This is a genomic window from Clostridium sp. BNL1100, assembly GCF_000244875.1.
Classification (GTDB): Bacteria; Bacillota; Clostridia; order Acetivibrionales; family DSM-1351; genus Ruminiclostridium.
Genome location: NC_016791.1, coordinates 4,420,191 through 4,445,413, shown reverse-complemented (window position 1 = coordinate 4,445,413; position 25,223 = coordinate 4,420,191). Strand labels below are relative to the sequence as shown.

At 36.9% G+C, this 25,223-nt stretch carries 22 protein-coding genes and 2 tRNA genes; 17 read left to right on the top strand and 7 right to left on the bottom strand.

Annotation, left to right across the window (positions count from 1 at the left end):
- Positions 1-96: 96 nt before the first annotated feature.
- Both arcA and amrA read left to right on the top strand, forming a co-directional pair.
- Positions 97-1,332, top strand: coding sequence for an arginine deiminase (gene arcA / locus CLO1100_RS19220; protein ID WP_014315436.1), 1,236 nt, complete (start codon positions 97-99; stop codon positions 1,330-1,332).
- A 21-nt stretch (positions 1,333-1,353) separates the two neighbouring features.
- Positions 1,354-2,760 carry an AmmeMemoRadiSam system protein A gene (gene amrA / locus CLO1100_RS19215; protein WP_014315435.1) on the top strand — a complete coding sequence of 469 codons (1,407 nt, stop codon included), beginning with the start codon at positions 1,354-1,356 and terminating at the stop codon, positions 2,758-2,760.
- 24 nt (positions 2,761-2,784) lie between these two features.
- On the opposite strand, the gene CLO1100_RS19210 is transcribed toward amrA, so the two are convergent.
- The 3 genes from CLO1100_RS19210 to deoD all read right to left on the bottom strand — a co-directional run bounded on the left by CLO1100_RS19210 (position 2,785) and on the right by deoD (position 8,255).
- Positions 2,785-4,443 carry a PAS domain-containing sensor histidine kinase gene (locus tag CLO1100_RS19210; RefSeq protein WP_242836636.1) on the bottom strand — a complete coding sequence of 553 codons (1,659 nt, stop codon included), beginning with the start codon at positions 4,441-4,443 and terminating at the stop codon, positions 2,785-2,787.
- Positions 4,444-4,759: 316 nt separating this feature from the next.
- Positions 4,760-7,237 carry an LTA synthase family protein gene (locus CLO1100_RS19205; protein WP_014315433.1) on the bottom strand — a complete coding sequence of 826 codons (2,478 nt, stop codon included), beginning with the start codon at positions 7,235-7,237 and terminating at the stop codon, positions 4,760-4,762.
- Between the two features lie 310 nt (positions 7,238-7,547).
- Positions 7,548-8,255 carry a purine-nucleoside phosphorylase gene (deoD, locus tag CLO1100_RS19200; RefSeq protein WP_014315432.1) on the bottom strand — a complete coding sequence of 236 codons (708 nt, stop codon included), beginning with the start codon at positions 8,253-8,255 and terminating at the stop codon, positions 7,548-7,550.
- 159 nt (positions 8,256-8,414) lie between these two features.
- Between deoD and CLO1100_RS19195 the strand changes: the two genes are divergently transcribed.
- Together CLO1100_RS19195 and CLO1100_RS19190 are read left to right on the top strand one after the other, a co-directional pair.
- Positions 8,415-8,490 (top strand) — tRNA-Val (locus tag CLO1100_RS19195).
- Between the two features lie 235 nt (positions 8,491-8,725).
- A tRNA-Thr gene (locus tag CLO1100_RS19190) sits at positions 8,726-8,801 on the top strand.
- A gap of 74 nt (positions 8,802-8,875) precedes the next feature.
- On the opposite strand, the gene CLO1100_RS19185 is transcribed toward CLO1100_RS19190, so the two are convergent.
- Positions 8,876-9,229, bottom strand: a complete 354-nt coding sequence (locus CLO1100_RS19185) for a VOC family protein (protein WP_014315431.1) — start codon at positions 9,227-9,229, stop codon at positions 8,876-8,878.
- A gap of 627 nt (positions 9,230-9,856) precedes the next feature.
- Here CLO1100_RS19185 and rho point away from each other — a divergent pair.
- The 4 genes from rho to prmC all read left to right on the top strand — a co-directional run bounded on the left by rho (position 9,857) and on the right by prmC (position 14,337).
- Positions 9,857-11,932: a transcription termination factor Rho gene (gene rho / locus CLO1100_RS19180; RefSeq protein WP_014315430.1), complete on the top strand. Its 2,076-nt coding sequence runs from the start codon at positions 9,857-9,859 to the stop codon at positions 11,930-11,932.
- A 185-nt stretch (positions 11,933-12,117) separates the two neighbouring features.
- Positions 12,118-12,327 (top strand): 50S ribosomal protein L31, encoded by a 210-nt coding sequence (rpmE, locus tag CLO1100_RS19175; protein ID WP_014315429.1) that lies wholly within the window; start codon positions 12,118-12,120, stop codon positions 12,325-12,327.
- A 186-nt stretch (positions 12,328-12,513) separates the two neighbouring features.
- Positions 12,514-13,440 carry a DUF1385 domain-containing protein gene (locus tag CLO1100_RS19170; RefSeq protein ID WP_014315428.1) on the top strand — a complete coding sequence of 309 codons (927 nt, stop codon included), beginning with the start codon at positions 12,514-12,516 and terminating at the stop codon, positions 13,438-13,440.
- Positions 13,441-13,458: 18 nt separating this feature from the next.
- Complete coding sequence (gene prmC, locus CLO1100_RS19165) at positions 13,459-14,337, top strand: peptide chain release factor N(5)-glutamine methyltransferase (RefSeq protein ID WP_014315427.1); 879 nt, start codon at positions 13,459-13,461, stop codon at positions 14,335-14,337.
- A 2-nt stretch (positions 14,338-14,339) separates the two neighbouring features.
- Here prmC and ytvI read toward each other — a convergent pair whose 3' ends face one another.
- Positions 14,340-15,401 (bottom strand): sporulation integral membrane protein YtvI, encoded by a 1,062-nt coding sequence (gene ytvI / locus CLO1100_RS19160; protein WP_014315426.1) that lies wholly within the window; start codon positions 15,399-15,401, stop codon positions 14,340-14,342.
- A 522-nt stretch (positions 15,402-15,923) separates the two neighbouring features.
- Here ytvI and CLO1100_RS19155 point away from each other — a divergent pair.
- The 9 genes from CLO1100_RS19155 (at position 15,924) to hypB (ending at position 23,108) form a co-directional block, all read left to right on the top strand.
- Positions 15,924-17,909, top strand: coding sequence for an NADH-quinone oxidoreductase subunit L (locus CLO1100_RS19155; RefSeq protein WP_014315425.1), 1,986 nt, complete (start codon positions 15,924-15,926; stop codon positions 17,907-17,909).
- Positions 17,906-18,763: a complex I subunit 1 family protein gene (locus tag CLO1100_RS19150; RefSeq protein ID WP_014315424.1), complete on the top strand. Its 858-nt coding sequence runs from the start codon at positions 17,906-17,908 to the stop codon at positions 18,761-18,763. The genes CLO1100_RS19155 and CLO1100_RS19150 overlap by 4 nt, the downstream gene beginning before the upstream one ends.
- An 82-nt stretch (positions 18,764-18,845) precedes the next feature.
- Entirely contained in the window at positions 18,846-19,295 is a 450-nt protein-coding gene (locus CLO1100_RS19145) for an NADH-quinone oxidoreductase subunit B family protein (RefSeq protein WP_014315423.1), read from the top strand.
- 32 nt (positions 19,296-19,327) lie between these two features.
- The gene (locus tag CLO1100_RS19140) at positions 19,328-19,708 is read left to right on the top strand and encodes an NADH-quinone oxidoreductase subunit C (protein ID WP_014315422.1); all 381 of its coding nucleotides are present in this window, start codon (positions 19,328-19,330) and stop codon (positions 19,706-19,708) included.
- Positions 19,708-20,787 (top strand): nickel-dependent hydrogenase large subunit, encoded by a 1,080-nt coding sequence (locus CLO1100_RS19135; protein WP_014315421.1) that lies wholly within the window; start codon positions 19,708-19,710, stop codon positions 20,785-20,787. The genes CLO1100_RS19140 and CLO1100_RS19135 overlap by 1 nt, the downstream gene beginning before the upstream one ends.
- Before the next feature lie 35 nt (positions 20,788-20,822).
- Complete coding sequence (locus CLO1100_RS19130) at positions 20,823-21,197, top strand: 4Fe-4S binding protein (RefSeq protein WP_014315420.1); 375 nt, start codon at positions 20,823-20,825, stop codon at positions 21,195-21,197.
- Positions 21,198-21,322: 125 nt separating this feature from the next.
- Complete coding sequence (hypA, locus tag CLO1100_RS19125; protein WP_242836634.1) at positions 21,323-21,670, top strand: hydrogenase maturation nickel metallochaperone HypA; 348 nt, start codon at positions 21,323-21,325, stop codon at positions 21,668-21,670.
- 68 nt (positions 21,671-21,738) lie between these two features.
- Complete coding sequence (locus tag CLO1100_RS19120; RefSeq protein ID WP_242836631.1) at positions 21,739-22,410, top strand: trimeric intracellular cation channel family protein; 672 nt, start codon at positions 21,739-21,741, stop codon at positions 22,408-22,410.
- A 29-nt stretch (positions 22,411-22,439) separates the two neighbouring features.
- Positions 22,440-23,108 (top strand): hydrogenase nickel incorporation protein HypB, encoded by a 669-nt coding sequence (gene hypB, locus CLO1100_RS19115; protein ID WP_014315417.1) that lies wholly within the window; start codon positions 22,440-22,442, stop codon positions 23,106-23,108.
- On the opposite strand, the gene map is transcribed toward hypB, so the two are convergent.
- Complete coding sequence (gene map, locus CLO1100_RS19110; RefSeq protein WP_014315416.1) at positions 23,074-23,886, bottom strand: type I methionyl aminopeptidase; 813 nt, start codon at positions 23,884-23,886, stop codon at positions 23,074-23,076. The genes hypB and map overlap by 35 nt on opposite strands.
- Before the next feature lie 63 nt (positions 23,887-23,949).
- A complete protein-coding gene (locus tag CLO1100_RS19105) occupies positions 23,950-25,071 on the bottom strand; it encodes a SpoIIE family protein phosphatase (RefSeq protein WP_014315415.1) in 1,122 nt (373 codons plus the stop codon).
- Positions 25,072-25,223: the final 152 nt, after the last annotated feature.

Below are 25,223 nucleotides of genomic sequence, written 5' to 3'. Positions count from 1 at the left end.
AACCGTATTAGCGTCAATATAAATATATGCAAAAGAATAATGGCAGTAAAATAAGGAAACTATAGACTAGAAACATATTTACAATGGAGGATATTCATGTCTTCAGAAACTCATACTATTAATGTTTACAGTGAAATAGGAAAATTAAAATCTGTACTCCTTCACTGCCCTGGTGAAGAGGTAGAAAATATCGTTCCTGATTATCTGAGAAGGCTCCTTTTCGACGAAATAGTATATCTGGAGCAAGCACGCAGAGAGCATAACCAGTTTGCAGACATACTCAGAAATGAGGGTGTGGAAGTTATATATCTTACGGATTTAATGGCAGATATATTAGGAAATCCGGATATCCGAAGAGAATTTCTAAAAGAGCTTATGATAGAGGGCAAGGCTGTTACAGAAGGCCTTCAGGAGGCAATATTGGAATATCTTGATGATTTATCCCCAAAAGAACTCATAAATAAATGTATAGCGGGTATAAGACAGGAGGATCTGAAACATATAAAACCAAAAGAATTGGGTGATATGGTGAAGAATGCATATCCGTTTTACCTTGATCCTATACCAAATTTATACTTTCAACGAGATCCCTTTGCATCAATCGGAAGAGGTATTTCTCTAAATGTAATGGCAAATGAAACCCGTAACAGAGAAACACTTTTTGCAAAATACATTTTCAATTACCATCCCGGATTTAGGAATGTACCCAGATGGTATAACAGAGATAAGACACACCCTATAGAGGGAGGCGACATACTTGTTCTGTCGGAAAAGGTTCTGGCTATAGGAATAAGTGACAGAACAAGTCCGGTAGCAGTTGAAAGACTGGCATATAATCTCCTCAGTTCAAAGGAACCAATTGATACAGTGCTGGCATTTGATATTCCAAAAACAAGAGCATATATGCATCTAGACACTGTATTCACAATGGTTGATTACGACCAGTTCACCATATATCCGGGGATAGAAGATCCTCTTGATGTGTACAGCATAACAAGGGGAGAAAAAAATCAATTGAAAATAAAATACGAGCACAAGGACTTATCTGATGTGTTAAAGGAATATTTGAAGCTGCCGGCTGTAAATCTTATAAGATGCGGAGATGGAGACCCTATTGCCGCCAGCCGTGAGCAATGGAGTGACGGAAGTAACACTTTGGCAGTATCTCCGGGCAAGGTTGTATGCTATAACCGAAATATTGTTACCAATAACGCTTTAAGAAAAAACCATATTGAGGTACTGGAGTTTGATTCCTATGAATTATCCAGGGGCCGGGGAGGGCCAAGGTGTATGAGTATGCCTTTATACCGTGAATCTATACAGGTAAACTAAAAAAATACAGAGGTGATTTGTGTGAGCTTAAAAGGATACTATCTCTTACCTCATCCGCCCATTGTATTACCGGAGGTGGGAAGAGGCGAAGAACAAAAAATCAGAAGAACATCTGAAAGTATGGAGGCTATTGGGAAAGATATTGCAAAAAAGGCACCGGATACAATTATTATCGTAACCCCACACGGAACAATGTTTCAGGATGCAATTGTCCTGAGTTATGAAAATGAGATGTCCGGCAGCATGAAAAAATTCGGTGTACCCGATGTATCCTTGAAGCTGACGATTCAGAAGAAGTTAACACAAAAAATATATGATTTGGCACAAAATGAAGGGATACCGGCCTTACTAGCAACAACTCAGCTTATGAAAAAATATGGTACATCAGTGTCCATAGACCATGGTACATTAGTTCCCCTTTACTTTGTAAACAAACATTATAATAACTACAAGCTTGTACACATAACCTATGCACCTCTTAGCGACATCGAATTGTACAGGCTGGGAGTTTTAATAAATAAAGCAGTTGAAGATTTGAATGAAAATGCAGTCTTTATTGCCAGTGGGGATTTATCACACAGGCTTAGTGAAGAAGGGCCATACGGATATGATCCTTCCGGTGAGGAATTTGACAAGGAATTCCTTGAAGCATTGCAAGAAGGGGATGTGAAAAGGGTCTTCAGTATAGACAAAAATGTTATCTGCAATGCGGAAGAATGTGGAAGACGTTCGGCCGCAGTGATGCTTGGAACATTGGAAGGCAGAAAGTTTAAAGGAGACTTGCTTAGTTACGAGGGAACATTTGGTGTAGGCTATGGAATTATGAAATTTAATATACTGTCCGAAGATACGTCCAAATTAATTGATCTTGAAACAATACGTAAAGAGGCATACGAGAGAAAAACCCTACATTCCGATCCATATGTAAGGCTTGCCAGAGAGAGCCTCACAACTTACCTTACAACAGGCAATGAATTGAATAGTTTACCTGAGTATGTTACTGAAGAAATGAAAAAAGAAAAGAGGGGTATTTTCGTATCTCTCAAAAAAAATGGTGAACTTAGAGGCTGCATAGGAACAATTTTTCCTGTAACCGAGAGTATTGCTTTGGAGATTCTGCGTAATGCAATAGAGGCAGGCACCAATGATCCCAGATTTTATGAGGTAGATTTTCAAGAACTGATGGATATCGATTTCTCAGTGGATGTATTAACGGTACCTGAACCTGCACAAAAGGATGAGTTGAATCCGGCAGAATATGGAGTTATAGTGAGAAGTAAAGGTAAAACGGGCCTTTTGCTTCCTGATCTGGAGGGAATAGATACCGTTGAAGAACAGCTATCCATTGCACTTGATAAGGCAGGTATTAGACTAAACGAGGACTATTCAATTAAGAAATTCAAAGTAATACGGCATAAGGAAGAATAATACTATATAACCCTATTTCATGGTTTAGTAGACATCTGAAAACTCTATGTTTACTTTCTCATTTAGAGTAAGCAGCGTAGGCACATTTTTGCTTGCACTTTTCGGTACAAGATATACAGGCAGTGTGATTGTAAAAGTACTACCCTTGTTGGGCTCGCTTTCAAGAGTTATGGTACCCTTGTGCAGTTCTACCAGATACTTTGTGATAGTCAATCCCATTCCACTTCCTTCATGTTGTCGGGTAAGGGACTTATCCACTTGAATAAACCTATCAAAAATCAATGGTTGATTTTCCAAAGAGATACCGATTCCGTTATCCTTTACTGATATTTTTACATTATCATCAGAGTCTGCAATACTTACATAAATTTCTCTTCCGCTGCTATTAAACTTTACGGCATTAGAAATTAAATTCAGAAGAATTCTCTGTATTTGGTCAGGGTCACAAGCTAGAAACTTTTCTTCCACATCCGTATCGAATATCAGGGTAATACCCTTATCTTTAATATGAGATGCTACCGACAGGACAGTTTCCTCTACAACATCAACAATATTGTTGTTGGATAGGTTCAGTTCCAAAGACCCAGCATCTATCTTGGTAATATCTATAATATTATTAATAATTCTCGTCAGTCTGAAACAATTCTGGTTCATTATATGAAAATGCTTGTGCATCAGTGCTGTGTCCGGCACGCCGTGGTTCTGACTGATTTTAAGGGCTGAAAGTTTAAGGCTGCTAACCATAAGATTTAAAGGTGTTCTAAGCTCATGAGAAACATTACACAGAAAATCAGTTTTAAGCTTGTCCAATTCTTTTAGTTTATCATTTGCCTGAGTGGCAACCTTTGTAACAGCAGCTTCCTCTGCCACTTTCTCCGCAAGACTGAGTACATTACTCATATCCTGCAATACATATGCAGTTCCGATTATAATCGTCTTATCATCGGAATAAATCTGGGATATAGACATATTGACGGGTATTGTGTGATTCTCCTTGGTTAAGATTTTATAGCCTGATACCTTTACGCTTGATTTATCCGAGCATATTTTGGGTGAAAACAAAGTACAAATATCTTTTTCCAAAAGCTCAGAATAAGAATATCCAGAGAGCTCTTTAAGACTATCATTGACCTCCACTATTTTACCCTTTGTGTCAGTAATAATAACCATATCAGACAATTTTGAAATAATCTGTTTGGCTGAAATTGAAGCCGATGTCATGGTCAGACTTTGTTTGGCAAATATAATATTTAAAGCAATAGAATATATAATAACAGCAGTATGTACAAGAGTCGGTGATATGTTTCTACTGAAAAAAGGTATTATAATATTTGTAACAATTCCAATACTTATAGGAACTGTTTGAAGCAGAGCGTGCGTAATAACAGACTTCAGCTCAGTTGATTTCAAATTTACATACAAAAGTATTCCAATAAACAAGAAGCAAGGTAAAAACCACGGATCGGGTGTTTTAAAGGAGTACAACCAAATCCCGTTGCTTTTGTAGATGGAAATATAACTCAAGTCGTCAAAAAGGAACAGTATCGCTATAGGAATGCACAACGAAAATATGACGGGTACAGTCAATTTTGTTTTCTGCGGCCCGTCATTAAGTATTGATACAATGTTAATTGACAAAATATTATATGTACAAAACCCTATAGCACCTACCTTATACCACATAAGAGCAGCTTCTTTGTCAGGAGAACTCGAAAAAAATACAAACGACAAAGACCAAAGTATAAGTACAATATTTAATAGTAAATAAAACCGTCGATTGCTATTATTACGCTTTATGATAAAAACACAGGAGGTAGTAACTGCGTAAGTTAACAAAATTATAAGTGATATTATCGGAACTAAAACCGAATAAGACAAATAACACATATATATGACCTCTCTCTACACCATAATATTATACTGTTATGTAAAAATAAGTCAAATACTATTATACACCAAAATTCGAGCTTTTTAACGGTAAATCACGGTCTTATTATGTCTATTTCAAGTATTTATTTCCAAATAAAAGATCGTACTGGATTAAGCGATAATCCTTAATAAGTTGGTTGTTATTGTCAACTGTATTTATAGTTTGCTGATGGAGAACAGGGAAGCTATTCTCTAGCTCAGGCAGTATATTAAAATAATTAGGATATTTAACACCGGCATCCTGCAAAATCTTGTACGCTATATGAGATGGCGAAACAATTTCGGAGAAGGAATCAATCTCTTTAAAGTTTGACCATGCAGCAAACGGAGTTGTGTAATATTTAAGCTTTTCTAAATTTTGATCTTGAGCTGATCTGTCATCAGTACCCAGAAGATCATATACCTTGTAGAAATCATTCAGACTTCCAAGTCTGGGGGCATGATCTCCAAAGAAATATACCAATGTAGGCTTTTTACTCTTTTTCAACTCTTGTATAAGTTTTCCAAGAGATTGATCGGCGTCATAAATACCCTGAGCAAAATTACCTACGATATTCTTCTGTTGGTCGTTCAGTTTACCTGATTCCACAGTTACATCATGAGAACTGTATTTATCAATATAGGGGTCATGATTCTGCATAGAAACCCCAAAAATAAATGCGGGCTTATCAGAGGAATTCAAAGTATCCATAATCTTGTCAACTAAGGCATAGTCCGAAATATACGGTCCTTTGCACTGGGAACTGAGGCTGAATTTATCAACATCGTAGAAATTATCAAATCCAAAATAATTATATACTTTATCTCTGTTATAAAACCAACCATAATTTGGGTGGATAGCAGTTGTGCTGTAGCCGTTGTCCTTTAAAACAGATGCAATACTTGGTGTTTCTGTCCTGAGATAAGCATTGTAAACAATAATACCTGGGCTTAAAGAAGAGATTGACATCCCAGTGAGCGCTTCAAATTCACTGTTTGCAGTTCCGCCACCGATAATAGGAGCTGCAATCTGCCCCTTTTGGTATTTATGAGTATTTTCTACGATATCCTTGCTGAATTTTAAATCATTCAGCTTGGTTATATCCCAAAAGCTTTCGCTCATAATCATGATAACGTTAGGCTTTTCTTTTGAAACAACGGCAGAGGCGGCTACACTTTCGCCTGTTTTGCCGTATTTCTCATTAATCTCAGCCATTGTATTTTCGTTGTACCCTTGAGGCTTAGGATTAAGGTACTTATCAAGCTCTGTAAGGTAGAAATAGTTCTGAGCAAACATTCCGTTAGCCATTATTTCATCTTTACCGATATACCATGACTTCTGTATTCCCAGCTGTATTGACAAAGGTGTATTTGTAAGAATTACGGAATTCAGCAGGAAAAATAGGGCGGCAAAAGGAAGCAGGAATAAAGAAAGTTTAGGTTTCAGATATCTGCCTATAGCCTTTCTGAAATGTATTACAAGATACACTAGGATTCCAATTGCGGCAACAACAGCAATTATAATGGGTATACTGAGGTATTCTCTTGATATACCGATTAAATTACGAATCAGGTATAAATCCCATGGATAAAAAGGTTCATCAAAATATGTGAACTTAATATAGTTGGCAACTGTAAGGAAAATTGTTACAATTCCAATGATAATTTTAGGAATACCTTTACCTAACAATGCTGTCAAGCACAGATAAATACCGCATAAAACTAATATATTAAACATCAGATTAGGGTCAAGCACATCCTTGATAGTTTCCTTTAGATTCTGCCTTATTGAAAACTCGCAGATAAAGGTTGCAATACCGGAAACTGCAAAGAATGATATGAGACTTACTACAGGTTTAATAAAATCTGAAAGATCAAAAGCGGTACTACCGTTTGAGAACTTTGATATAAGCATACGGAAAATCATATTTGCAGATATAGCAAACCATATAGAAAAAAGTGCTATAAATGGCAAGTAAACAGCCGTTAAGGCACCCATCTTGACTATATTTATTAAAAGTACACTATCAATAATTGATCGGCCAAGTGATTTAAATAGAAAAACTGCCAACCCAAAAGACGATATTGCCAAGTTCAAAAGAGCAAATGCCCATATTTTTTTTGATTTGATAATATTTTTTCCATTTACCATGGAGCCAAATACATATACGGGATAAAGTGCCATAACAAAAATAGGTACACTGAAGTCAAGTAAAGATACAGCATACACGGAAATAAACGAAAGCAAAAACGTTATCGAGAACAATAATTTAAAATGCTGAAGCTTTGGGGTAATAATACTCCATAAAAGATATGAAAGGAACAGCATATTTAAAAGATATATTCTGTGAGTTAGTGACATTGTTAAAACAATTAGGTTTGCGCCAAAAAGAATAATAAATGTAAGTCTGTTAATATTGAATTTAATAGCAGGCATATAGAAAACTACGGTTGAAGCCAGTAGAACTAAAGCCAATTGGACAAAACCATTACCGTTATAAAATATATCTACAGCACTTATTACTGCAACCAAAAAAAAGAAGATTAAATTATTTCTTATATTTTTCATATTTACCCAGCTTCCTGTTATTATTTAAGTCAGAACAAAGCAAGATAGCTCTTTTCTGTGTAATATAATACCTGCAGCCGTATGTTTCATGTTTATCGTCTTACTAAAGTAACAGGTAAATTTTGAAAAATATTTACCCGCAAAGTATTATTGTACAGATTTTTGCTGACTTTAAAACACGAAAACGATTATATCAAACTAAATCTAAATATTAAAGTAGATAAAAGTAGAAATATTTAAATGTAACAAAAAATTTATAAATAAGAGCCTACCCATATATAATGGGACAGGCTCTCATTTATAAATTTTGCTATGCTAATTCTAGTGCAATTTCCATCATATTGGTAAAAGATGTCTGACGTTCCTCGGCTGAGGTTGCCTCATGTGAAACAAGAGAGTCAGATACGGTCAATATGCATATGGCATTTGCTCCGGCACGAGCTGCATTCATGTATAATGCAGCAGCTTCCATTTCTATTGCCAGAACACCCATTCTGGCCCACCTTTTCCAAACCTCTGGTTCATCATCATAAAATATATCAGAAGATAAAATATTTCCAACCTTTACCGGTATTGCTTTATTCTCTGCAATTTCCAAAGCCTTTTTCATTAAGGGCCAGGATGCAGTGGGAGCATAAGTTCCTGGTAAGTTATATTGGGAAGCATAGTTGGATGTGGTAGATGCAGACATTCCGATAATTATATCTCTGATTTTTACATCCTCTTGAATAGCCCCGCAGGAACCAATCCTGATAATGTTCTTAACTCCATAGAAGTTTAACAATTCATATGAGTATATTCCGATTGAGGGCATACCCATTCCCGATCCCATTACGGAGATTTTTTTGCCTTTATAAGTACCGGTATATCCGAACATATTTCTAACGGAATTAAATTGAACCGGGCTTTCCAAATAGGTTTCCGCTATAAATTTGGCACGAAGAGGATCTCCCGGCATTAATACTGTTTCAGCGATAATACCATGTTCGCTTACATTGATATGTGGTGTAGGAATCATAATTCACTCTCCTAAATTTAATATCTTACGTTTAAAACTTGTAATACATATAAATTATACAATTTTCCAATCAAAAAAACAGTAAAAATATAACAAAAGAAATCAGTTTAAAAATTATTGACATTTTATAATGATAAGTTTATAATAATTCATGCATGAGGGAGCTTAGCTCAGCTGGGAGAGCATCTGCCTTACAAGCAGAGGGTCATAGGTTCGAGCCCTATAGTTCCCACCAAAAGCAGTTATCATTTTACGATAATTGCTTTTTTAGTGTTAAAATAAAAAATATACTTACTAATCAAGAGTCTCCTTTGCAAAAAAAGTTTTTGAATATCAAGACCTTTGACATTGATTTTTTGACAGTTAACTGGACAAATTTTCTTGTCAAAAAGTGTTGACACATAAGTTTTCCCCTGTTATACTATCATAGTGTCAAGGGCAGTAATAAACTGCTTTGATACAGAAAAGACGCTGGTGTAGCTCAGCAGGTAGAGCAGCTGACTTGTAATCAGCAGGTCGGGGGTTCGATTCCGTCCGCCAGCTCCAAACCCTTCAAAATATTATTTTGAAGGGTTTTTTCATGTCAAAAGATAAGCTGTACCTAAACAACACACATTAGTCTAAACACTCTTTGGCAAACTTCTAAAATATATGTGATTGCCGTCGGGATCGCAAAAATGCATATTTTTTGCTCCCCATGGCTGTAATTGTGGAGTATCAATAATATGTATTCCTAAATTCAGTAATCTTTTATATTCTTCATCTACATCATCAACAGTAAAAGCTAAGCTTATATTTTCATTTTGGTTATTTTTTGCTTTTCCGTTATTGTAAACACTCAAGGTAGTACCTTCTGTAATCACAAATTGATGTACTTCGTCCTTACAATCAGAAGAAATACCTAAGATATTTCTGTAGAAATCAGCAATTTTAACAACATCATTTGTTTCTATGCAAACTTCTCCTAAATTCATTTTTCCATTCCTTTACGTATATTTAAATTACACCGTATAACTTTGATAATTATAACATTCAATCAATTAAATTAATACACTATCAGATTCTGTATACATAATAACATGTATATTTGAAATACAAATAGCAAACGATATGTGCAACAACCCGGAATAAATATATATACTATATTATTTATGAATTATTATGTCTATCATTTTAAAATTTCTGAACAATAAAGGACAAAATGACGATTGTTAACATTTTATGACTTTTTATATTACGTAAACTACTCCCGGAAAAGTTCTATAAGGAGAAATATTTAAAGATATAAAGGCAATATGAATTAAAACTTACATAATGGCAATAATTACTTAAGGGCGAATTTTATTTCCTCAGGTCAAAAGTGAAAACCAATCAGGTTAATATACCTACATAGCGGGGCTGAGACTATTTTCCATGTTAGTAAATTTTAATAACATTGACATGTATTTACACTTTTGATATAATGATTTTTGTGGGATATTCAAAAATTCTCCTCTAGAAAACGGAAGAAGTAGTTTGATTTTCTATAAAGATTTTCGTGAAAATATTTTCCTTACTTTTTAATGGTCTAAATAGTAAAAGATTTTATAAGGTGGTGAATTATGGACCAAATTAATTTACAGTCAAAAACGTTAGAAGATTTGAGATATATTGCAAAAATGCTGGGGATGAAAAATATATCCAAATATAAGAAGAGTGAGTTGGTAGAACTGCTTAGTGAAAACTCCAAAAAACTTAAATCTGATGATATTGTGGAAGAAGTTGTTTCTGAAGAAATTAAAACGGCTGAACCAGCTGCGAATACAATAGAAACTCAAGCAAGCGAAGAAAGGTCCAAAGAAGCTTCAGAGGAGGTTCCTGTCTTAAGAAAATCCCGGAGAGGAAGGCCGAGCAAGGCATCGAAATCAATGGACAAGCCGGAGAATACCGGTGTATCAGATTTACTTACTAGCGTTACAGGTCAGGATAACCAGGGTAAAAATCCAAATTCCGTACCAGAACAAAGTGATAAACCGGACAGATTGTCTGACACATTAAAGCATCTGGAAACAAAAAATATCGAGAAAAAGCCTCATAGCAGAGGACGGAAAAAGGATGTTCAACCTTCTAGCGAACCCCCGGTTACTGAAAATAAATTATTATCAAACACATCAAACACATCAGAAGTTTCAGCCCAAGACAAAGGAAACAATTCGGCAGATAACATACCACACAGGAAAAACAGCAGATTAAAGCCGGAGCAAACGATAGAACAGCCCAAAAACGTTTCTGATGAAAAGATACAAGGGAAAGTTGAAAAGGATTCGAAACCTCAAATATACAAAAAGGAAGATCAGCCTTCAGCAAGGCAGGATAATAGACAACAGCACAGGCAAATCAGACCGTATACAAACACAAACGTCAAGTCTGATATCTCATCGGAACCGCAGCGTATGCCATTAAATCAGCAGCCACAGCAGGTTCAGCCTCAGCAACCAACACCATCCCAGCCTCAGGTTATTTCACCTCAGATTCAACAACCGCAAGGTAGTGAAAAAATAGAAAGTGATGATCCTGTAGAAGGAGTACTTGAAGTATTACCGGACGGTTATGGTTTTTTAAGAAGTGAAAACTATCTGTCTGGCCCTAAAGATGTTTACGTATCACCTTCACAAATAAGACGTTTTGGTCTTAAAACCGGTGATAAGCTAAGGGGAAAAGGCAGGATTCCAAAAGAAGGGGAAAAATTTCAGGCATTATTGTATGTACAGTCAATTAACGGAGACACTCCCGATGTTGCGTCCAAGAGAGTTGCGTTTGAGTACTTAACACCTATATATCCTGATAACAGAATTACTCTTGAAACTTCACCTAGAGAATTTTCAACAAGGCTTATAGATCTTATAGCTCCAATTGGAAAAGGCCAGAGAGGAATGATTGTTTCTCCCCCAAAAGCGGGTAAAACAATACTTTTGAAAAAAATTGCAAATGCAATCACAATTAACTACCCTGAAGCCGAGCTAATAGTTCTGCTTATTGACGAAAGACCTGAAGAAGTAACCGATATGCAGCGTTCTATAAAGGGAGAGGTAATTTATTCTACCTTTGACGAGGTTCCAGAACATCATATAAAGGTTGCGGAAATGGTGCTTGAGAGAGCTCAACGTCTTGTTGAACAAAAGAAAGATGTTGTCATTCTTCTGGATAGTATAACAAGACTGGCAAGGGCATATAACCTTACTATTCCACCAACAGGAAGAACATTGTCCGGAGGTTTGGACCCGGGTGCACTTCATAAGCCAAAGAGATTTTTCGGAGCGGCAAGAAATATTGAAAATGGCGGTAGCTTGACAATTATGGCCACTGCGCTCATTGAAACAGGAAGCAGAATGGACGATGTTATCTTTGAGGAATTTAAAGGAACAGGTAACATGGAACTACATCTGGATAGGAAGTTATCTGAAAAGAGAATCTTTCCTGCAATCGATATTAATAAGTCGGGAACCAGACGTGAGGAGCTTCTTCTCAGCCAAAAAGAGCTTGAAAGTGTCTGGGCTATAAGAAAGGCTATGAGCAATATGGGAACTGCAGAGGTTACTGAGATTTTAATTAATAAACTTATGCAGACCAGAACAAACGATGATTTTGTAAATAGTATTAAAATATCTTTTTTAGATAAAAATTCGCAGGATAGATAGTAATCCAATATATGGTACTTATCGTAAGTACTAAAAAAGGTATTGCGGTGTATTTGATTTTATGTTAAAATATCACTTGCCTCTTTAATAAGCAACTAAGTACATTTTATTGTACGTTGAATATATAATAATAATGCTGTTCATTGAGGACATTGCAATTATGTTTTGAAAGAAGGTGAAAAGCAATGAAAGAAGGAATTCATCCAGAATATTCTGAAGCAGTAGTAAAGTGTGCTTGCGGCGAGACTTTTACAACTGGTTCTACAAAGAAAGCCCTTCACGTTGAAATTTGTTCAAAGTGTCATCCGTTCTACACTGGTAGACAGAAGCTCATTGATGTTGGTGGACGTGTTGATAAGTTTAAGAAGAAATACGGTATTGTTGATAACGCATAATGAAGGTATTATAAAGACTGGGAATGTTTTTCCCGGTCTTTTGTTTCATATCTGTAAACAAATTGCTATTAATCTTTTCTTTTAATAATATTCGAGTTATAATCTTTTTTAAGGGTTAAGTCTTTATATAGATAAGTCTGTGTATACGGTGGTTTTACCAACTCTGTTTTTAATATAGGAGGAAAAATGAAAAAGACAACGATTGGTGGTCAAGCTCTACTTGAAGGCCTTCTCATGATAGGGCCGGAGTACAGGGCTACGGCAGTTAGGAAGCCGGATGGAGAGATAATTGTTGAAAAACATCCGCAAAAGCCGAAAGGTAAGCTGTCCAAGATTCCAATAGTAAGAGGCGCTGTAAATCTATTTTCCCAGATGGTAATAGGAGTTAAGGCTCTTATGTATTCTGCCGAATTTATAGATATTGAAGATGATGATAAAAGTAATGAGCCTTCAAAATTCGAGCAATTTCTTGAGCGAAAATTCGGAGACAAGATAACAGATATAGCAATATATTTTTCAGTAGTGCTATCCATTTTTTTAAGTGTGGGGTTATTTATATTGCTTCCAAACCTGATAGCAGGTTTTATACCTGTAGAAGGAGTTGTAATTAAGAACCTCATAGAAGGAGCCCTTAGAGTAGGTATATTTATAGGATACCTGGCCCTCGTTTCACTGCTGAAAGATATGAAAAGGGTATGGGAATATCACGGTGCAGAGCATAAGACAATACACTGTTATGAGCACGGTGACGAGCTTACAGTTGATAATGTAAGAAAATATACTACAAAGCACCCCAGATGCGGGACATCACTATTTTTTACCATAATGATAATCAGTATTTTAATATTTTCATTTACCGGATGGCATAATATATTTCTAAATGCCGCAATCAGGATTCTTCTTGTGCCTGTTATAGCAGGAGTATCTCTGGAACTTATAAAATTTGCGGTGAGACATGACAACTGGCTGTTCAAGGTATTCAGCGCACCAGGCTTAATGTTTCAGAAGTTTACTACCAGAGAGCCTGATGACAGTCAGATTGAAGTAGCAATAGCCGCTTTCAATGAAGTTATTCCAAACAGCGAAATCAGCGATGATTGGGGAAAAGACTAAAGAATATAACGGTGAAATATGAATATAAATGAATTCACACATTATGCGGAAGATAAATTAAAAAATGCAAATATTGAGACCCCGGTACAAGAAGCCGGGGTCATGCTTTGTCAGGTACTTAACTGCGGAAGGGCATATCTCTATGCCCACGGCGACAGAGAATTGAGCCCTGATGAAAAAGCAAAACTTGACCATATGCTGGCTCAACGTGCTAAGAATATTCCACTGCAATATATCGTAGGGGACACGGAATTCATGTCATTAAGGTTTATGGTAACTCCTGCGGTGCTTATACCAAGGCAGGACACGGAAATTTTAGTGGAAAAGGTTATTGAGCTGGCAAAAAAGCGGAGATTTCAAAGGCAGAACGAGGGTAGTAATGCAAGGTTATATGTATTGGACATGTGTACAGGCTCAGGTTGTATAGCAGTAAGCATTGCACATTTCTGCACTGAATGCAGTATTGTGGCTTGTGATATATCAAAGGAAGCAATTAAGGTAGCAAAAGCTAACAGTGAGTTGAACGGAGTCCAAAACAGAGTGGAGATTTTTTGCGGAGACTTATTTGAAGCACTTAAAGGCAATTACAAATTTGATTTTATAGTCAGTAATCCGCCATACATAGAAACAGAAACAATATCAGGTCTTCAAAAGGAAGTCCGCAGTTATGAGCCTGAATTAGCACTGGACGGCGGTGCAGACGGACTTGTTTTTTATAAAAAAATTACAGCCAAAGCCCCTGAATATCTTAATAACCTTGGTTGGCTGGCCTTTGAAATCGGGTATAATCAAGGAGAAAAGGTTTCCGCCCTAATGGAGGAGTCCTTTATCAATATACAGGTGCTAAAAGACTACGGCGGTAATGACAGAGTTGTAGTTGGGCAGCTGTCAATTTGAAGTTAATCATTCCATAACCGCATTGCACCCGAATCCTGAAGCTTCTTCACCACGATGATGCTTATAGGGCCCACAAACATTCCTATTATTCCGAAGAATTTTAACCCAATATACATTGCAAGGAGAGTTACCAATGGGTGCAGTCCTATCTGGCTGCCCACTATCTTGGGCTCCATTATCTGCCTTATAAGTATACCGAGAACATAAATTATACTAAGACCAAGGGCAAGAGGCATATCTCCCGATATTACGGTCCATAAAATCCACGGAACCATTACCACGCCTGTACCCATAATAGGAATTGCATCTGATAGGCCCACTACCAAGGCTATTAGAAATGCATATTTTACATTTAAAATAAACAAGCCTACGCTTACTTCTATAAAAGTAAAGCCCATGAGAATAAGGATAGCTTTAAAGTAACCCAGAAGTGCTTTGAAGGTATCTTTTTTCAAGCTGGCTATATTTTTTCTCCATGAAAAGGGAAGCTGTCTGTAGAAAAAGGAAGAAATACTTTTCCTGTCGCTGCTTATGAAATATGTACCCAGAATGGTTACGATAACAAAAACCGTCAACCTTGGAATAGAGGATACGGTATTTATTACGTACTGAATAACTGAAGTTATCATAAATCCGATTTTTTCCGAAAACGATACAAGATTTTTGGTTATGGTGCTGGTTACCTGATCCGGAAGCCCGTTGTAAAATATTGTTGCTTTGTCTATTAATCCGTTAATTTTAACGGATATATCACTGGAATATGCCGTTAGGTTGTCTTGTAAAACTATTAATTCATTATATATTTTTATAATTCCTACGGTCAAACCAAATCCAAGTACTGACATTGTAAATAACAGGGATATAGCAGCTGCAGCCTTTCTCGATATATTAAATCTTTGGAGCAGCTTGATAACCGGTTCATTTATATAGGAAACGATTAAAGCTATAACAAATGGGGCGAAAAATGGCAAAAGGTACGATATAGACAGATAAATCACAGCGAAAATAAGCAAAATCAAAAAAAACTTTTTAATTGTAGATTGATACTTGTTCCATAACTCCATGTAGTAATACTCCTTACCCTGTTCCAAAAATCCTTATATTTAATTTATACATTATAATAATACAAAAGTACATATTCAAGTTAATTTTACCGGTTCTAGTTAATTTTATGGAAAATACACCTGTACACGGTTAAGAAGCAGTGAGAAATACTAGTATAAAACTATCCTGTAAAGGGAAATTGGAACACTATTAGTAGCTTTCTACAATTTTTGTATACAATACACAGCTAAAACTTATTCAAATGCCTTAAAACATAGGCTTTTATTAAATTTACTTTGAAAAAAATCTGTAAATTGATAAACGGAAGACATTGCAGGAGAATAAGTGACAAAAGTAATAATTGAATATTTTTTTTACCTAATAGCGAGATTGACTAAAGCACCATTTATAAATTATCATTGATAAGGGATTTAGTCTGACTTTATTATTTTTTTGTCTTTTTTAGAATTTTATTATGTAACTAATAATGAGATTCTTAAAAATATGAGGGTTAAAATTACATTTTGAAAGGAGAATAAGCTGTGGATTGGTATTTATTACTGGCAGCTATTCTGCTGCCTGCACTAAGCGCAGCATTATGCTTGATTCTGAAGAATCAGAAGGTGCGTATTGCTGTAGTGAGCATTTCTACTCTGCTGCTTTTTGCAGTGGCAGGCGGCTTCATAGCACTTATGATTAACTCTCCTGAAGGAAAACTGGTTTTCCAGATGGATGAGCATGTACTCGAGATTGTCGGTGGGTTGATTAAAGGACTTGACTTCTTACTCTTCTGCTACATCGGGTATATAGGTATAAAGCATAAAAAAGCAATAGTACTTGTATTAACAGTATTACAATTTATTCCTTGGGTTTTATTTGAGATATTTGGAGTGTTCGGCAAGGTTCACGAACCTGAACAGGCATTTGTAATTGACCATCTGTCATTAATAATGATAATGCTTGTTTCAATTATCGGCCCGATTGTTACATTTTTCGGACTTGGCTACATGAAGGAGCATGAACATCACTTGCACCTGAAAGTATCAAGGCAACCAAGATTCTTTATGATACTTTTCATATTCCTTGGTGCAATGAACGCATTGGTAATGACAGATAATCTATCCTGGATGTATTTCTTCTGGGAGGTAACAACACTTTGCTCATTCTTGCTCATATCACATGACGGGACTGAAATAGCCATTAAAAACGGTTTAAGAGCGTTGTGGATTAACTCAGTGGGCGGTGTAGCTTTTATCATCGCTATATTAATGGTAAACACAAGCCTGGATACACTTTCAATACAGGCTATATCAAATTCGGGAATGCAGGGCACTTTTGCCGGAATGATGCCAATAGCACTTGGTCTCCTGTGCATAGCAGGTTTTACAAAGTCGGCGCAATTCCCATTCCAGAGCTGGTTATTGGGAGCCATGGTTGCGCCTACACCTGTATCTGCATTGCTTCACTCTAGTACAATGGTTAAGGCCGGTGTTTATCTGGTTGTAAGAATTGCTCCTGCTTTCTCAGGTACAATACTTGGACAGCTGGTTGCTGTTGCCGGAGGATTTACTTTTGTTGCTGCTTCAGCCATAGCAATAAGCCAGAGTAATGCCAAGAAGGTTCTTGCGTACTCAACAATAGCAAACCTTGGATTGATTATATGTTGCGCAGGAATCGGTACAAGAATTTCTCTCGCTGCTGCTGTTCTGCTTATGATTTTCCATGCCGTATCAAAAGGATTACTCTTCCTTTGCGTGGGTACTATTGAGCTTGGTATTGGCAGCCGTGATATCGAAGATATGCAGGGCTTATTCAAAAAGATGCCGTTTACAACAGTTATTACAGTAATCGGTCAGATTTCAATGCTTTTGCCACCTTTCGGTGTCTTGATAACAAAGTGGATGGCAATAGAGACGGCTGTACACAACCCAATAGTATTGTTATTCATAATACTGGGAAGTGCGCTTACAGTTGTATTCTGGTCAAAGTGGATTGGAATGATTCTTACAATGTCCTACAAACCTAAGTATCATATGGAAAAGCTTGCTTTCTCAATCAGAGCTGCTTTGTCTGTGTTAATCGCTTTGGTAATGGCAGCAAGTATAGGAATCGCTCCTTTGTATAACCAGTTTGTAAAGCCTCAGATAATGGCATTTAATATTTCTGACAAAGAGATGCTTTCCGGAACCGGTATGGGAGTATGGTTGGAAAAGGTTAATCAGGCTGTATATGGAGGGTTTGCTTCCATAATATTCTTCGGTGTGATTTTGATATTGATGGTTGCAATACCTATCATTGCAAACAGAATCAAGCCTGCAAGATTAAAACCGCCATATCTTTGCGGTAGTAATGTAGATGAAGATTTAAGAGGGTTAGAGTTTATTAGCCCCGGTGACAAAGTTGAGAAGGTAGTTGTTAGAAACTATTACATGGAGTCTGTTTTTGGTGAAAACAAGCTGACTTTCTGGCTCAACCTTGCTGCAGGTGCAATTATAATAATTTTGTTAGGGGTGGTGATCGGATTATGAGCATAAACAATATTTTAACTGCTGTTATTGCCATAATAGCTGCTCCGATTTTGGGTGGATTACTTTTTGGTATTGACAGAAAAATTACTGCAAGAATGCAGAATAGATTTGGACCTCCACTGCTTCAGCCTTTCTATGATTTCTTTAAATTGCTGGGCAAGCAGGGAATTGCTGTTAACCAGACTCAGATGGTTTATGTTCTAGGACATTTGTTCTTTGCAATAGGTGCTCTGGTTATGCTGGTATTAAAACAGGATTTACTTATGCTTATGTTTATTCTGGCATTCTCAGGCATATCACTGATAATGGGTGCAATGAGTGTGCGTTCCCCATACAGTAAGATTGGTGCTCAGAGAGAAATTATGCAGATGATGGCATATGAACCTGTTTTGCTGTTAATGGTTGTTGGGGTGTACAAGGTAACAGGAAGCTTTATGATTTCTGATATTTTCAACCACGACAAACCTCTGTTGTACAGTTTGCCTCTTTTGTTCTTAGCATTCATCTATGTTTTGACAATAAAGCTGAGAAAGTCACCATTTGACTTTGCAACTTCTCACCATGGTCATCAGGAATTGATAAAGGGTGTGACCACGGAGTTCTCAGGTACTCAGTTGGCATTGCTGGAATTGACAGACTGGATTGATTTGGTACTGCTCATGGGATTAATTTCATTGTTTTTTGCAAAACCTTTATGGGTAGGTATATTAATAGCATTAGTATGTTATTTCTTTGAAATAGTTATTGATAATATCAGTGCCAGAGTTACCTGGCAGTGGATGGTTAAAATTACTTGGGTTGCAGGTATCGGAGCAGCTCTGGTAAATATTGTATGGATGTATCTGATTCCTTAATAGGAACTACTAAATATATTGGAGGTTGCTTGCTGACAAAAGATATTTGCAAGCAGCCTATCCTGTAAGAAAGGTGAATTGTATGGGTATAATAAGCAAATCAAGGAAGAAATCACCCTGGATAATGCATTACGACTGTACAAGCTGCAACGGATGTGATATTGAGACACTTGCATGCCTCACTCCAATGTATGATGCAGAGCGTTTGGGTATTATAAATGTTGGTAACCCAAAACATGCTGATATATTGCTTGTAACCGGTTCTGTAAATAAGAGAAACGAACTTGTATTAAAGAATATATACAATCAAATGCCTGACCCTAAGTGCGTCGTTGCCATTGGAGCTTGCGCATGTACAGGAGGTATTTTTAAGGAATGTTACAATGTACTTGGCGGAGTTGAAAACGTAATTCCTGTTGATGTATTTGTTCCGGGCTGCTGTGCTAGACCTGAAGCCATTATAGACGGTATAGTTCAGGCTATAGGTAAACTTGACGAAAAGGCTGATGCAATGAAGAAGGTAGCTAAATAAGGGCTGTCAAGGCTCATGGAGGTAAGAATAGAATGATTGAAAATTTGGTGGAAATTACAAGTGATCAGCTACTTGCAGAAGTTCAGAAGTGCAAGTATGATGGATACAGATTCGTTACTACAACTAGTGTAGATAACGGTGATGACACTATAGATATTGTATATCATTTTGATATCGACTATAAAATGAAGAATTTAAAGATTACTGTTAAGAAGGATGAAGAAGTTCCAAGTATTTCAAAAGTTTATGTCAGTGCTTTACTGGTTGAAAATGAGATAAAGGAACTGTTTGGAGTAAATATCACCGGAATTGTAGTAGATTACGGCGGACATATGCTTCTCTCAGAGGAAGAACTTGGTTCACCAATGTTAAGACAGCAAATAACTATTGAAAAAAGAGGGGGTAATTCATAATGAGTTCAACTATAGTTCCTTTTGGGCCACAGCATCCTGTGCTTCCGGAACCCCTTCACATCAAGCTAGTTATGGAAGATGAAAATATTGTAGATGCAATACCTGCTATTGGGTATGTTCACAGAGGGCTTGAAAAGCTAACTGAAACAAAAGAGTTTACTCAAAACACATTTGTTGTTGAAAGAGTTTGCGGTATATGCAGTGTAATGCATGCAATGGCTTACTGTCAGGGTATCGAAGAATTGATGAATATTGAGATATCAGACAGAGCAAAGTTTTTGAGAGTTATCTGGGCAGAGCTTCACAGAATGCACAGTCACTTGCTTTGGTTAGGGCTTCTGGCAGATGCCTTTGGTTTCGAAAGTCTTTTCATGCAGACATGGAGAGATAGAGAAAAGGTAATGGATATAATGGAAGAAACAGCCGGAAGCAGGGTTGTTATTTCATGTAATACAATAGGTGGTACAAGAAGAGACCTGACTAAAGAACAAATGGCTAAGATTATTGCAACAGTTGATGATATTAAGCATGATTTGGAACAGGTTGAAGCAGTATTTCTCAACAATTATACAGTTAAGCACAGGTTGGTTGGAGTGGGTGTCCTCACAAAAGCTGATGCAATCGAATATTGTACAGTAGGACCGATGGCAAGAGCAAGCGGTATTGTTACGGATATGAGAACCACAGGATATTCTGCATACGGACAATTGGATTTTGAGCCTATTACTCATAATGATGGTGACTGCTATGCAAGAACTTATGTAAGACTCAAAGAGGTTTATCAGTCTATTGACCTTATAAAACAGGCTATAGCAAAGATACCTGAAGGCGAGCATGTTGTTCCTTTTAAGGGATTCCCACCAAAGGGTGATGTAATTTCAAGAGTTGAGCAGCCAAGAGGTGAAGTTCTCTATTATTTAAGAGGAAATGGTACAAAGAATTTGGATAGATTGAGACTTAGAACTCCTACATTTGCAAATATTCCGTCACTTCTGAAGATGTTGCCGGGAAGTCAGCTTGCAGATGTACCTATGCTTATTCTGACCATTGACCCATGCATATCCTGTACCGAGAGATAATAGAAATGTATTTGGTAGATAGGAGGTCATAAGAGATGTTTAAGATGATGGAAAATGTATTTAAGAATCTTGCTTCAAAGCCTGCAACCAGAATGTATCCTATTGAAAAAAGAGAACCATTCAAGGATTCCAGAGGTCAGATTGAAGGTATTGAAATAGATAAATGTATTTTCTGCGGAATTTGCCAGAGAAAATGTCCGGCTAATGCTATAGTGGTAAATAAAGCCGAGAAGTCCTGGGAAATTAACCAGTTTAAGTGCGTAATATGCAATGCATGTGTTGAAGCTTGCCCAAAGAAATGTATTGTAGCAAGTGCGGAGCATAAAACTGCACAAACCAAAAAGGAAAATTACAAAGCAGTTCAGCCTCCAAAGGAAGCTGAAAGCGATAACAGCAAGGTTACAGCTTAGGTATAATAATAAGTGAATTTATATATACTACTTAAAATTCAGAGGAAGATAAGGCTTTCTCTGAATTTTAGTGTTTGTGGATATAATATTATGTGATAAAACATATATATTGAGACACGGAGGTTATGGACGTGCATGAATATGCGGTAACCCAGTCGATGCTAAAGCTTGTTTTAGATGAAGCCAAGCGGGTTAAGGCATCAAAAATACTGGAAATACGGCTTGTAATAGGAGATTTATCAACTATAGTTGATGACTCGGTACAAATGTATTTTGATATTATGAGCGAAGGCACCATTGCCCATGGAGCAAAACTTGTTTTCAGACGTGTAAAAGCTGAATTCAAGTGCAAAGAATGCGGCGAGGTATTTATAAAGCCCACCACAGGTTTTGACTGCCCCAAGTGCGGGGGACTTGGTATGCCAACTGGTGTAGGCAGGGAGTTTTATATCGAAAGTCTTGAAATTGAATAACAAAAACACATTCTTTCAGCATTTTCATATTATAAAGTATAATATGCTGCCGGAGTGGGTCTTAATTTATGCTGAGAGGAAGCTTCATGTTGGTTTTGAGCATAGTTGATATAATAGGTACAGTAGCTTTTGCTGTATCTGGAGTTCTTGTGGGAATCAGGAACAAGCTTGATTTATTCGGTATTTATGTGCTGGCCATGGCGACGGCCTCCGGTGGTGGAATTATACGGGATATTGTTATTGGAAGAGAGGTACCTGTTTTTTTCGTACAATGGAGGTATTTCGCTGCCATAACAGCAACGATGATTGCTACTTGCCTGCTGTATACCATGGTTAACAGGGTTATGTCCTTTATAGTGCTGGCTGACGCAGTAGGGCTGGGAGTTTTCACCGTAACCGCTACATATAAGGCGATGGAATATGGCCTGCCACTTCTCGGCATTGTTTTTGCGGGAGTTATAACCGGGGTTGGCGGAGGCATACTAAGAGATATAATGGTTAATGAGATTCCATTGATATTCAGAAGTGAAATATATGCCATACCGTCAATTATAGGCTCTCTTTTGTTTTACTTCATGTATGGACGGATTAGCCTTAGTTTTAACATTTATCTATGTGTAGGAGTAATATTTGCCATCAGAATGATATCCGTAAGGTTGAGACTGCATTTGCCTGTTATAAGTAGGAGCGATACAGGCAAATCGTCCGGCGGGAACAACCGAAGAAGCTTTAGAATGTGAATTTTTGATAAAACTTATTGGAGGTACTTATGGAAATAAAGGTCATGAAAAACATAATGCATGCCAACGATAGGCTTGCAGAGGAAAATAGAAATTATTTTAAAAGTAAGGGAATAAAGGCTGTTAATATAATGGCTTCACCGGGTTCAGGGAAAACCAGTACTATTATGAAGCTTATAGAAGCTTTTGGTGACAGAGCAAATGTAGCTGTAGTTGAAGGTGATATTGCCTCTTCTATTGATGCAGAAAAAATAGACAAGCTAGGTAATCCTGTTATTCAGATAAATACCGGCGGAGGATGTCACCTTGACGCAAACATGATAAAAAGCGCTGCAGAGAGTCTACAACTAAAGGATGGGGCAATCCTTTTTATAGAAAATGTAGGAAATCTTGTATGTCCTTCTTCCTTTGATCTAGGTGAAGGTATAAAAATGGTTATTGCCAGTGTTCCTGAGGGACATGACAAGCCTTACAAATATACCTCAATGTTTGAACTTGCTGATATTGTTGTACTTAACAAGACAGATTTAATGCCTTATATCGACTTTGATAAGGACAGCTTTTACAAAGGCGTTAAGGCATTAAATGAAAATGCAAAGATTATTGAGGTATCATGTAAAACAGGTGAAGGAATAAGCGAACTTGCAGATTGGATGCTTAATGTTAATGTGCAAGTATCTCATAACCCGTCTGTGTAACAGCTATAGTGTATTCCCACTGGGCAGATAAAGAACCGTCTTTTGTGGTCACGGTCCAATTGTCTTTTCCAATCTGGACTCTGTAACTGCCCTCATTTATCATAGGTTCTATTGTAAATACCATTCCGGGAAGTATCAGGAATCCCATGTCCTTCCTTCGAAAGTGATCGACATGGGGGTCCTCATGGAAGTGCACTCCCACACCATGACCACCTAAATCACGAACAACGCTATAGCCGTTTTTATTGGCAAAAGGCTCAATGGCTCTTCCTATATCATTTATTGAACCGAAAGGTTTAACCTGCTTTGTGCCGATATGAAGACACTCTTTAGTTACCTCTACAAGCTTCCTTGCATTCGGTAGAACATCGCCTATCATATACATTCTGCTTGCATCTGAAAAATATCCGTCTAAAATGGTAGAAACATCAATGTTCACTATATCTCCTGATTTGAGTACGGTTTTTTCATTGGGAATTCCGTGGCAGACAACATTGTTTATAGAAGTACATACGCTTTTGGGAAACCCGTTGTAATTCAGTGGTGCCGGAATTGCATTGTGTGCAACTGTGTATTCATACACTATTTTATCAATTTCTGCAGTTGTTATGCCGGGTTTAACTTCCTTCTCTAATAAATCAAGTATCTGAGTAGTAATCTTACCGCTTTTACGGATACCTTCAATCTGCTGAGAATTTTTTAATAAGGATTTATGGGGTATTATATATCCCATGTTTTTTAAATTTTCCAGTTTTTGTGCAATATCATTGATACTCACTAAAATACACTTCCTTAATAATGTTTTTAAGCCTTCTATTAATTATAACAAATATAACAACATTTATTTCATTTCCAGCAAAGCCACGGTAATATCGTCCATTATATCGTGCATACTGCTGCCTGAAAAGGACAAAGCTTTATCAACAAGCTTGGATATTATACTTGAGGGTTTTAAGTCTTTCCTTAAAAAATGCTCAACGATTCTGTCCTCCCCAAACTGCTCACTGGACTTGTTTTTAATCTCAATTATTCCATCAGTGTAGAATAACAATCTGTCCTTTGGATTAAGCTTTTGTGTTACTTCAGTATATTCAGGGTTATCCACCCAGTTGCTGATTGGTATTCCCCTAGTTCTCAGCAGCTTGAAGTCTTCTCCTGAAAATAAAATAGGTGAAACGTTTAGCCCTGCATTTGAGTATGAAAAACTATAATCCGATATATTTATTATTCCATAAAATACGGAAATATAAAGCTCGTCTTCAAAACCGTTCTTATTGAACTCGTGATAGAGTTGAGTCAGTACCTTTGACGGCGAAAGAGAGGACTTGTCTATAGCAGCACGTAAAAACATTGTAAGCATGGATGCCGCAACTCCGTGACCGGATACGTCAGCGATATAAATACCTACGTGATCTTCGTCAATTTCAAAAATATCAAGGAAATCACCGCCAATCATTTCGCAGGGTTTATAAATATAGCTAAAACTTATTTTTTCTCCAACAGACTGCTGTTTTGGGAGAAGACTGCATTGCAGTTTCCTTGCCATGGAGAGATCCTCTTTAAGCTGTTCATTCTGCCGTTCCAGTTCCTGACTTAGCACCTTGAGTTCAGTTATATCATGGAGCACCTCAATAACAGCTTCCACGTTGTTTGATTGAAAACTTTTTAAAGGGGAGCTTGTGACTGAAAAAACACGTCCGTTTATTGCTTCTTCCTTAGAATTAGGAAGATTTTCACCTCTGAGGCTTGATATACAATTTGGACAAGGGGAGGAACGGCCAAGAACCTCAAAGCACTTTCTGCCAACAGCATCATAGCCCAGACCCTCACGCATTGGTTTATTGACAAATAAAACCTTGCCGTCTCTGTCTATGACTCTGACCCAATCCTGCATTCCATCTATTATATCTTCTATGAAATTTGATTCTGATGATGCAAATTCTTTAACAATTTTATTTGACAATAAGTATCAACCTTTCGTATATCACTTAAAACATACTTTTTTTATATTTACATATATTTTAACATAGTTTGTTAAGAACGTACTATTTAATCTTATTCTTGTCAATACTACTTAATAAATCATTATAGAAGGGATTAGATGGTGAAAGCAGT

Bases quoted from the DNA above. Each gene is read 5' to 3' on its own strand.
- prmC (WP_014315427.1), top strand. From the start codon at position 13,459: ATGAATATAAATGAATTCACACATTATGCGGAAGATAAATTAAAAAAT.
- CLO1100_RS19130 (WP_014315420.1), top strand. From the start codon at position 20,823: ATGTTTAAGATGATGGAAAATGTATTTAAGAATCTTGCTTCAAAGCCT.
- rho (WP_014315430.1), top strand. From the start codon at position 9,857: ATGGACCAAATTAATTTACAGTCAAAAACGTTAGAAGATTTGAGATAT.
- CLO1100_RS19135 (WP_014315421.1), top strand. From the start codon at position 19,708: ATGAGTTCAACTATAGTTCCTTTTGGGCCACAGCATCCTGTGCTTCCG.
- CLO1100_RS19205 (WP_014315433.1), bottom strand. From the start codon at position 7,237: ATGAAAAATATAAGAAATAATTTAATCTTCTTTTTTTTGGTTGCAGTA.
- CLO1100_RS19120 (WP_242836631.1), top strand. From the start codon at position 21,739: ATGCTGAGAGGAAGCTTCATGTTGGTTTTGAGCATAGTTGATATAATA.
- CLO1100_RS19210 (WP_242836636.1), bottom strand. From the start codon at position 4,443: ATGTGGTATAAGGTAGGTGCTATAGGGTTTTGTACATATAATATTTTG.
- hypB (WP_014315417.1), top strand. From the start codon at position 22,440: ATGGAAATAAAGGTCATGAAAAACATAATGCATGCCAACGATAGGCTT.
- CLO1100_RS19145 (WP_014315423.1), top strand. From the start codon at position 18,846: ATGGGTATAATAAGCAAATCAAGGAAGAAATCACCCTGGATAATGCAT.
- deoD (WP_014315432.1), bottom strand. From the start codon at position 8,255: ATGATTCCTACACCACATATCAATGTAAGCGAACATGGTATTATCGCT.
- ytvI (WP_014315426.1), bottom strand. From the start codon at position 15,401: ATGGAGTTATGGAACAAGTATCAATCTACAATTAAAAAGTTTTTTTTG.
- CLO1100_RS19140 (WP_014315422.1), top strand. From the start codon at position 19,328: ATGATTGAAAATTTGGTGGAAATTACAAGTGATCAGCTACTTGCAGAA.
- arcA (WP_014315436.1), top strand. From the start codon at position 97: ATGTCTTCAGAAACTCATACTATTAATGTTTACAGTGAAATAGGAAAA.
- CLO1100_RS19170 (WP_014315428.1), top strand. From the start codon at position 12,514: ATGAAAAAGACAACGATTGGTGGTCAAGCTCTACTTGAAGGCCTTCTC.
- rpmE (WP_014315429.1), top strand. From the start codon at position 12,118: ATGAAAGAAGGAATTCATCCAGAATATTCTGAAGCAGTAGTAAAGTGT.
- hypA (WP_242836634.1), top strand. From the start codon at position 21,323: ATGGACGTGCATGAATATGCGGTAACCCAGTCGATGCTAAAGCTTGTT.
- CLO1100_RS19185 (WP_014315431.1), bottom strand. From the start codon at position 9,229: ATGAATTTAGGAGAAGTTTGCATAGAAACAAATGATGTTGTTAAAATT.
- CLO1100_RS19150 (WP_014315424.1), top strand. From the start codon at position 17,906: ATGAGCATAAACAATATTTTAACTGCTGTTATTGCCATAATAGCTGCT.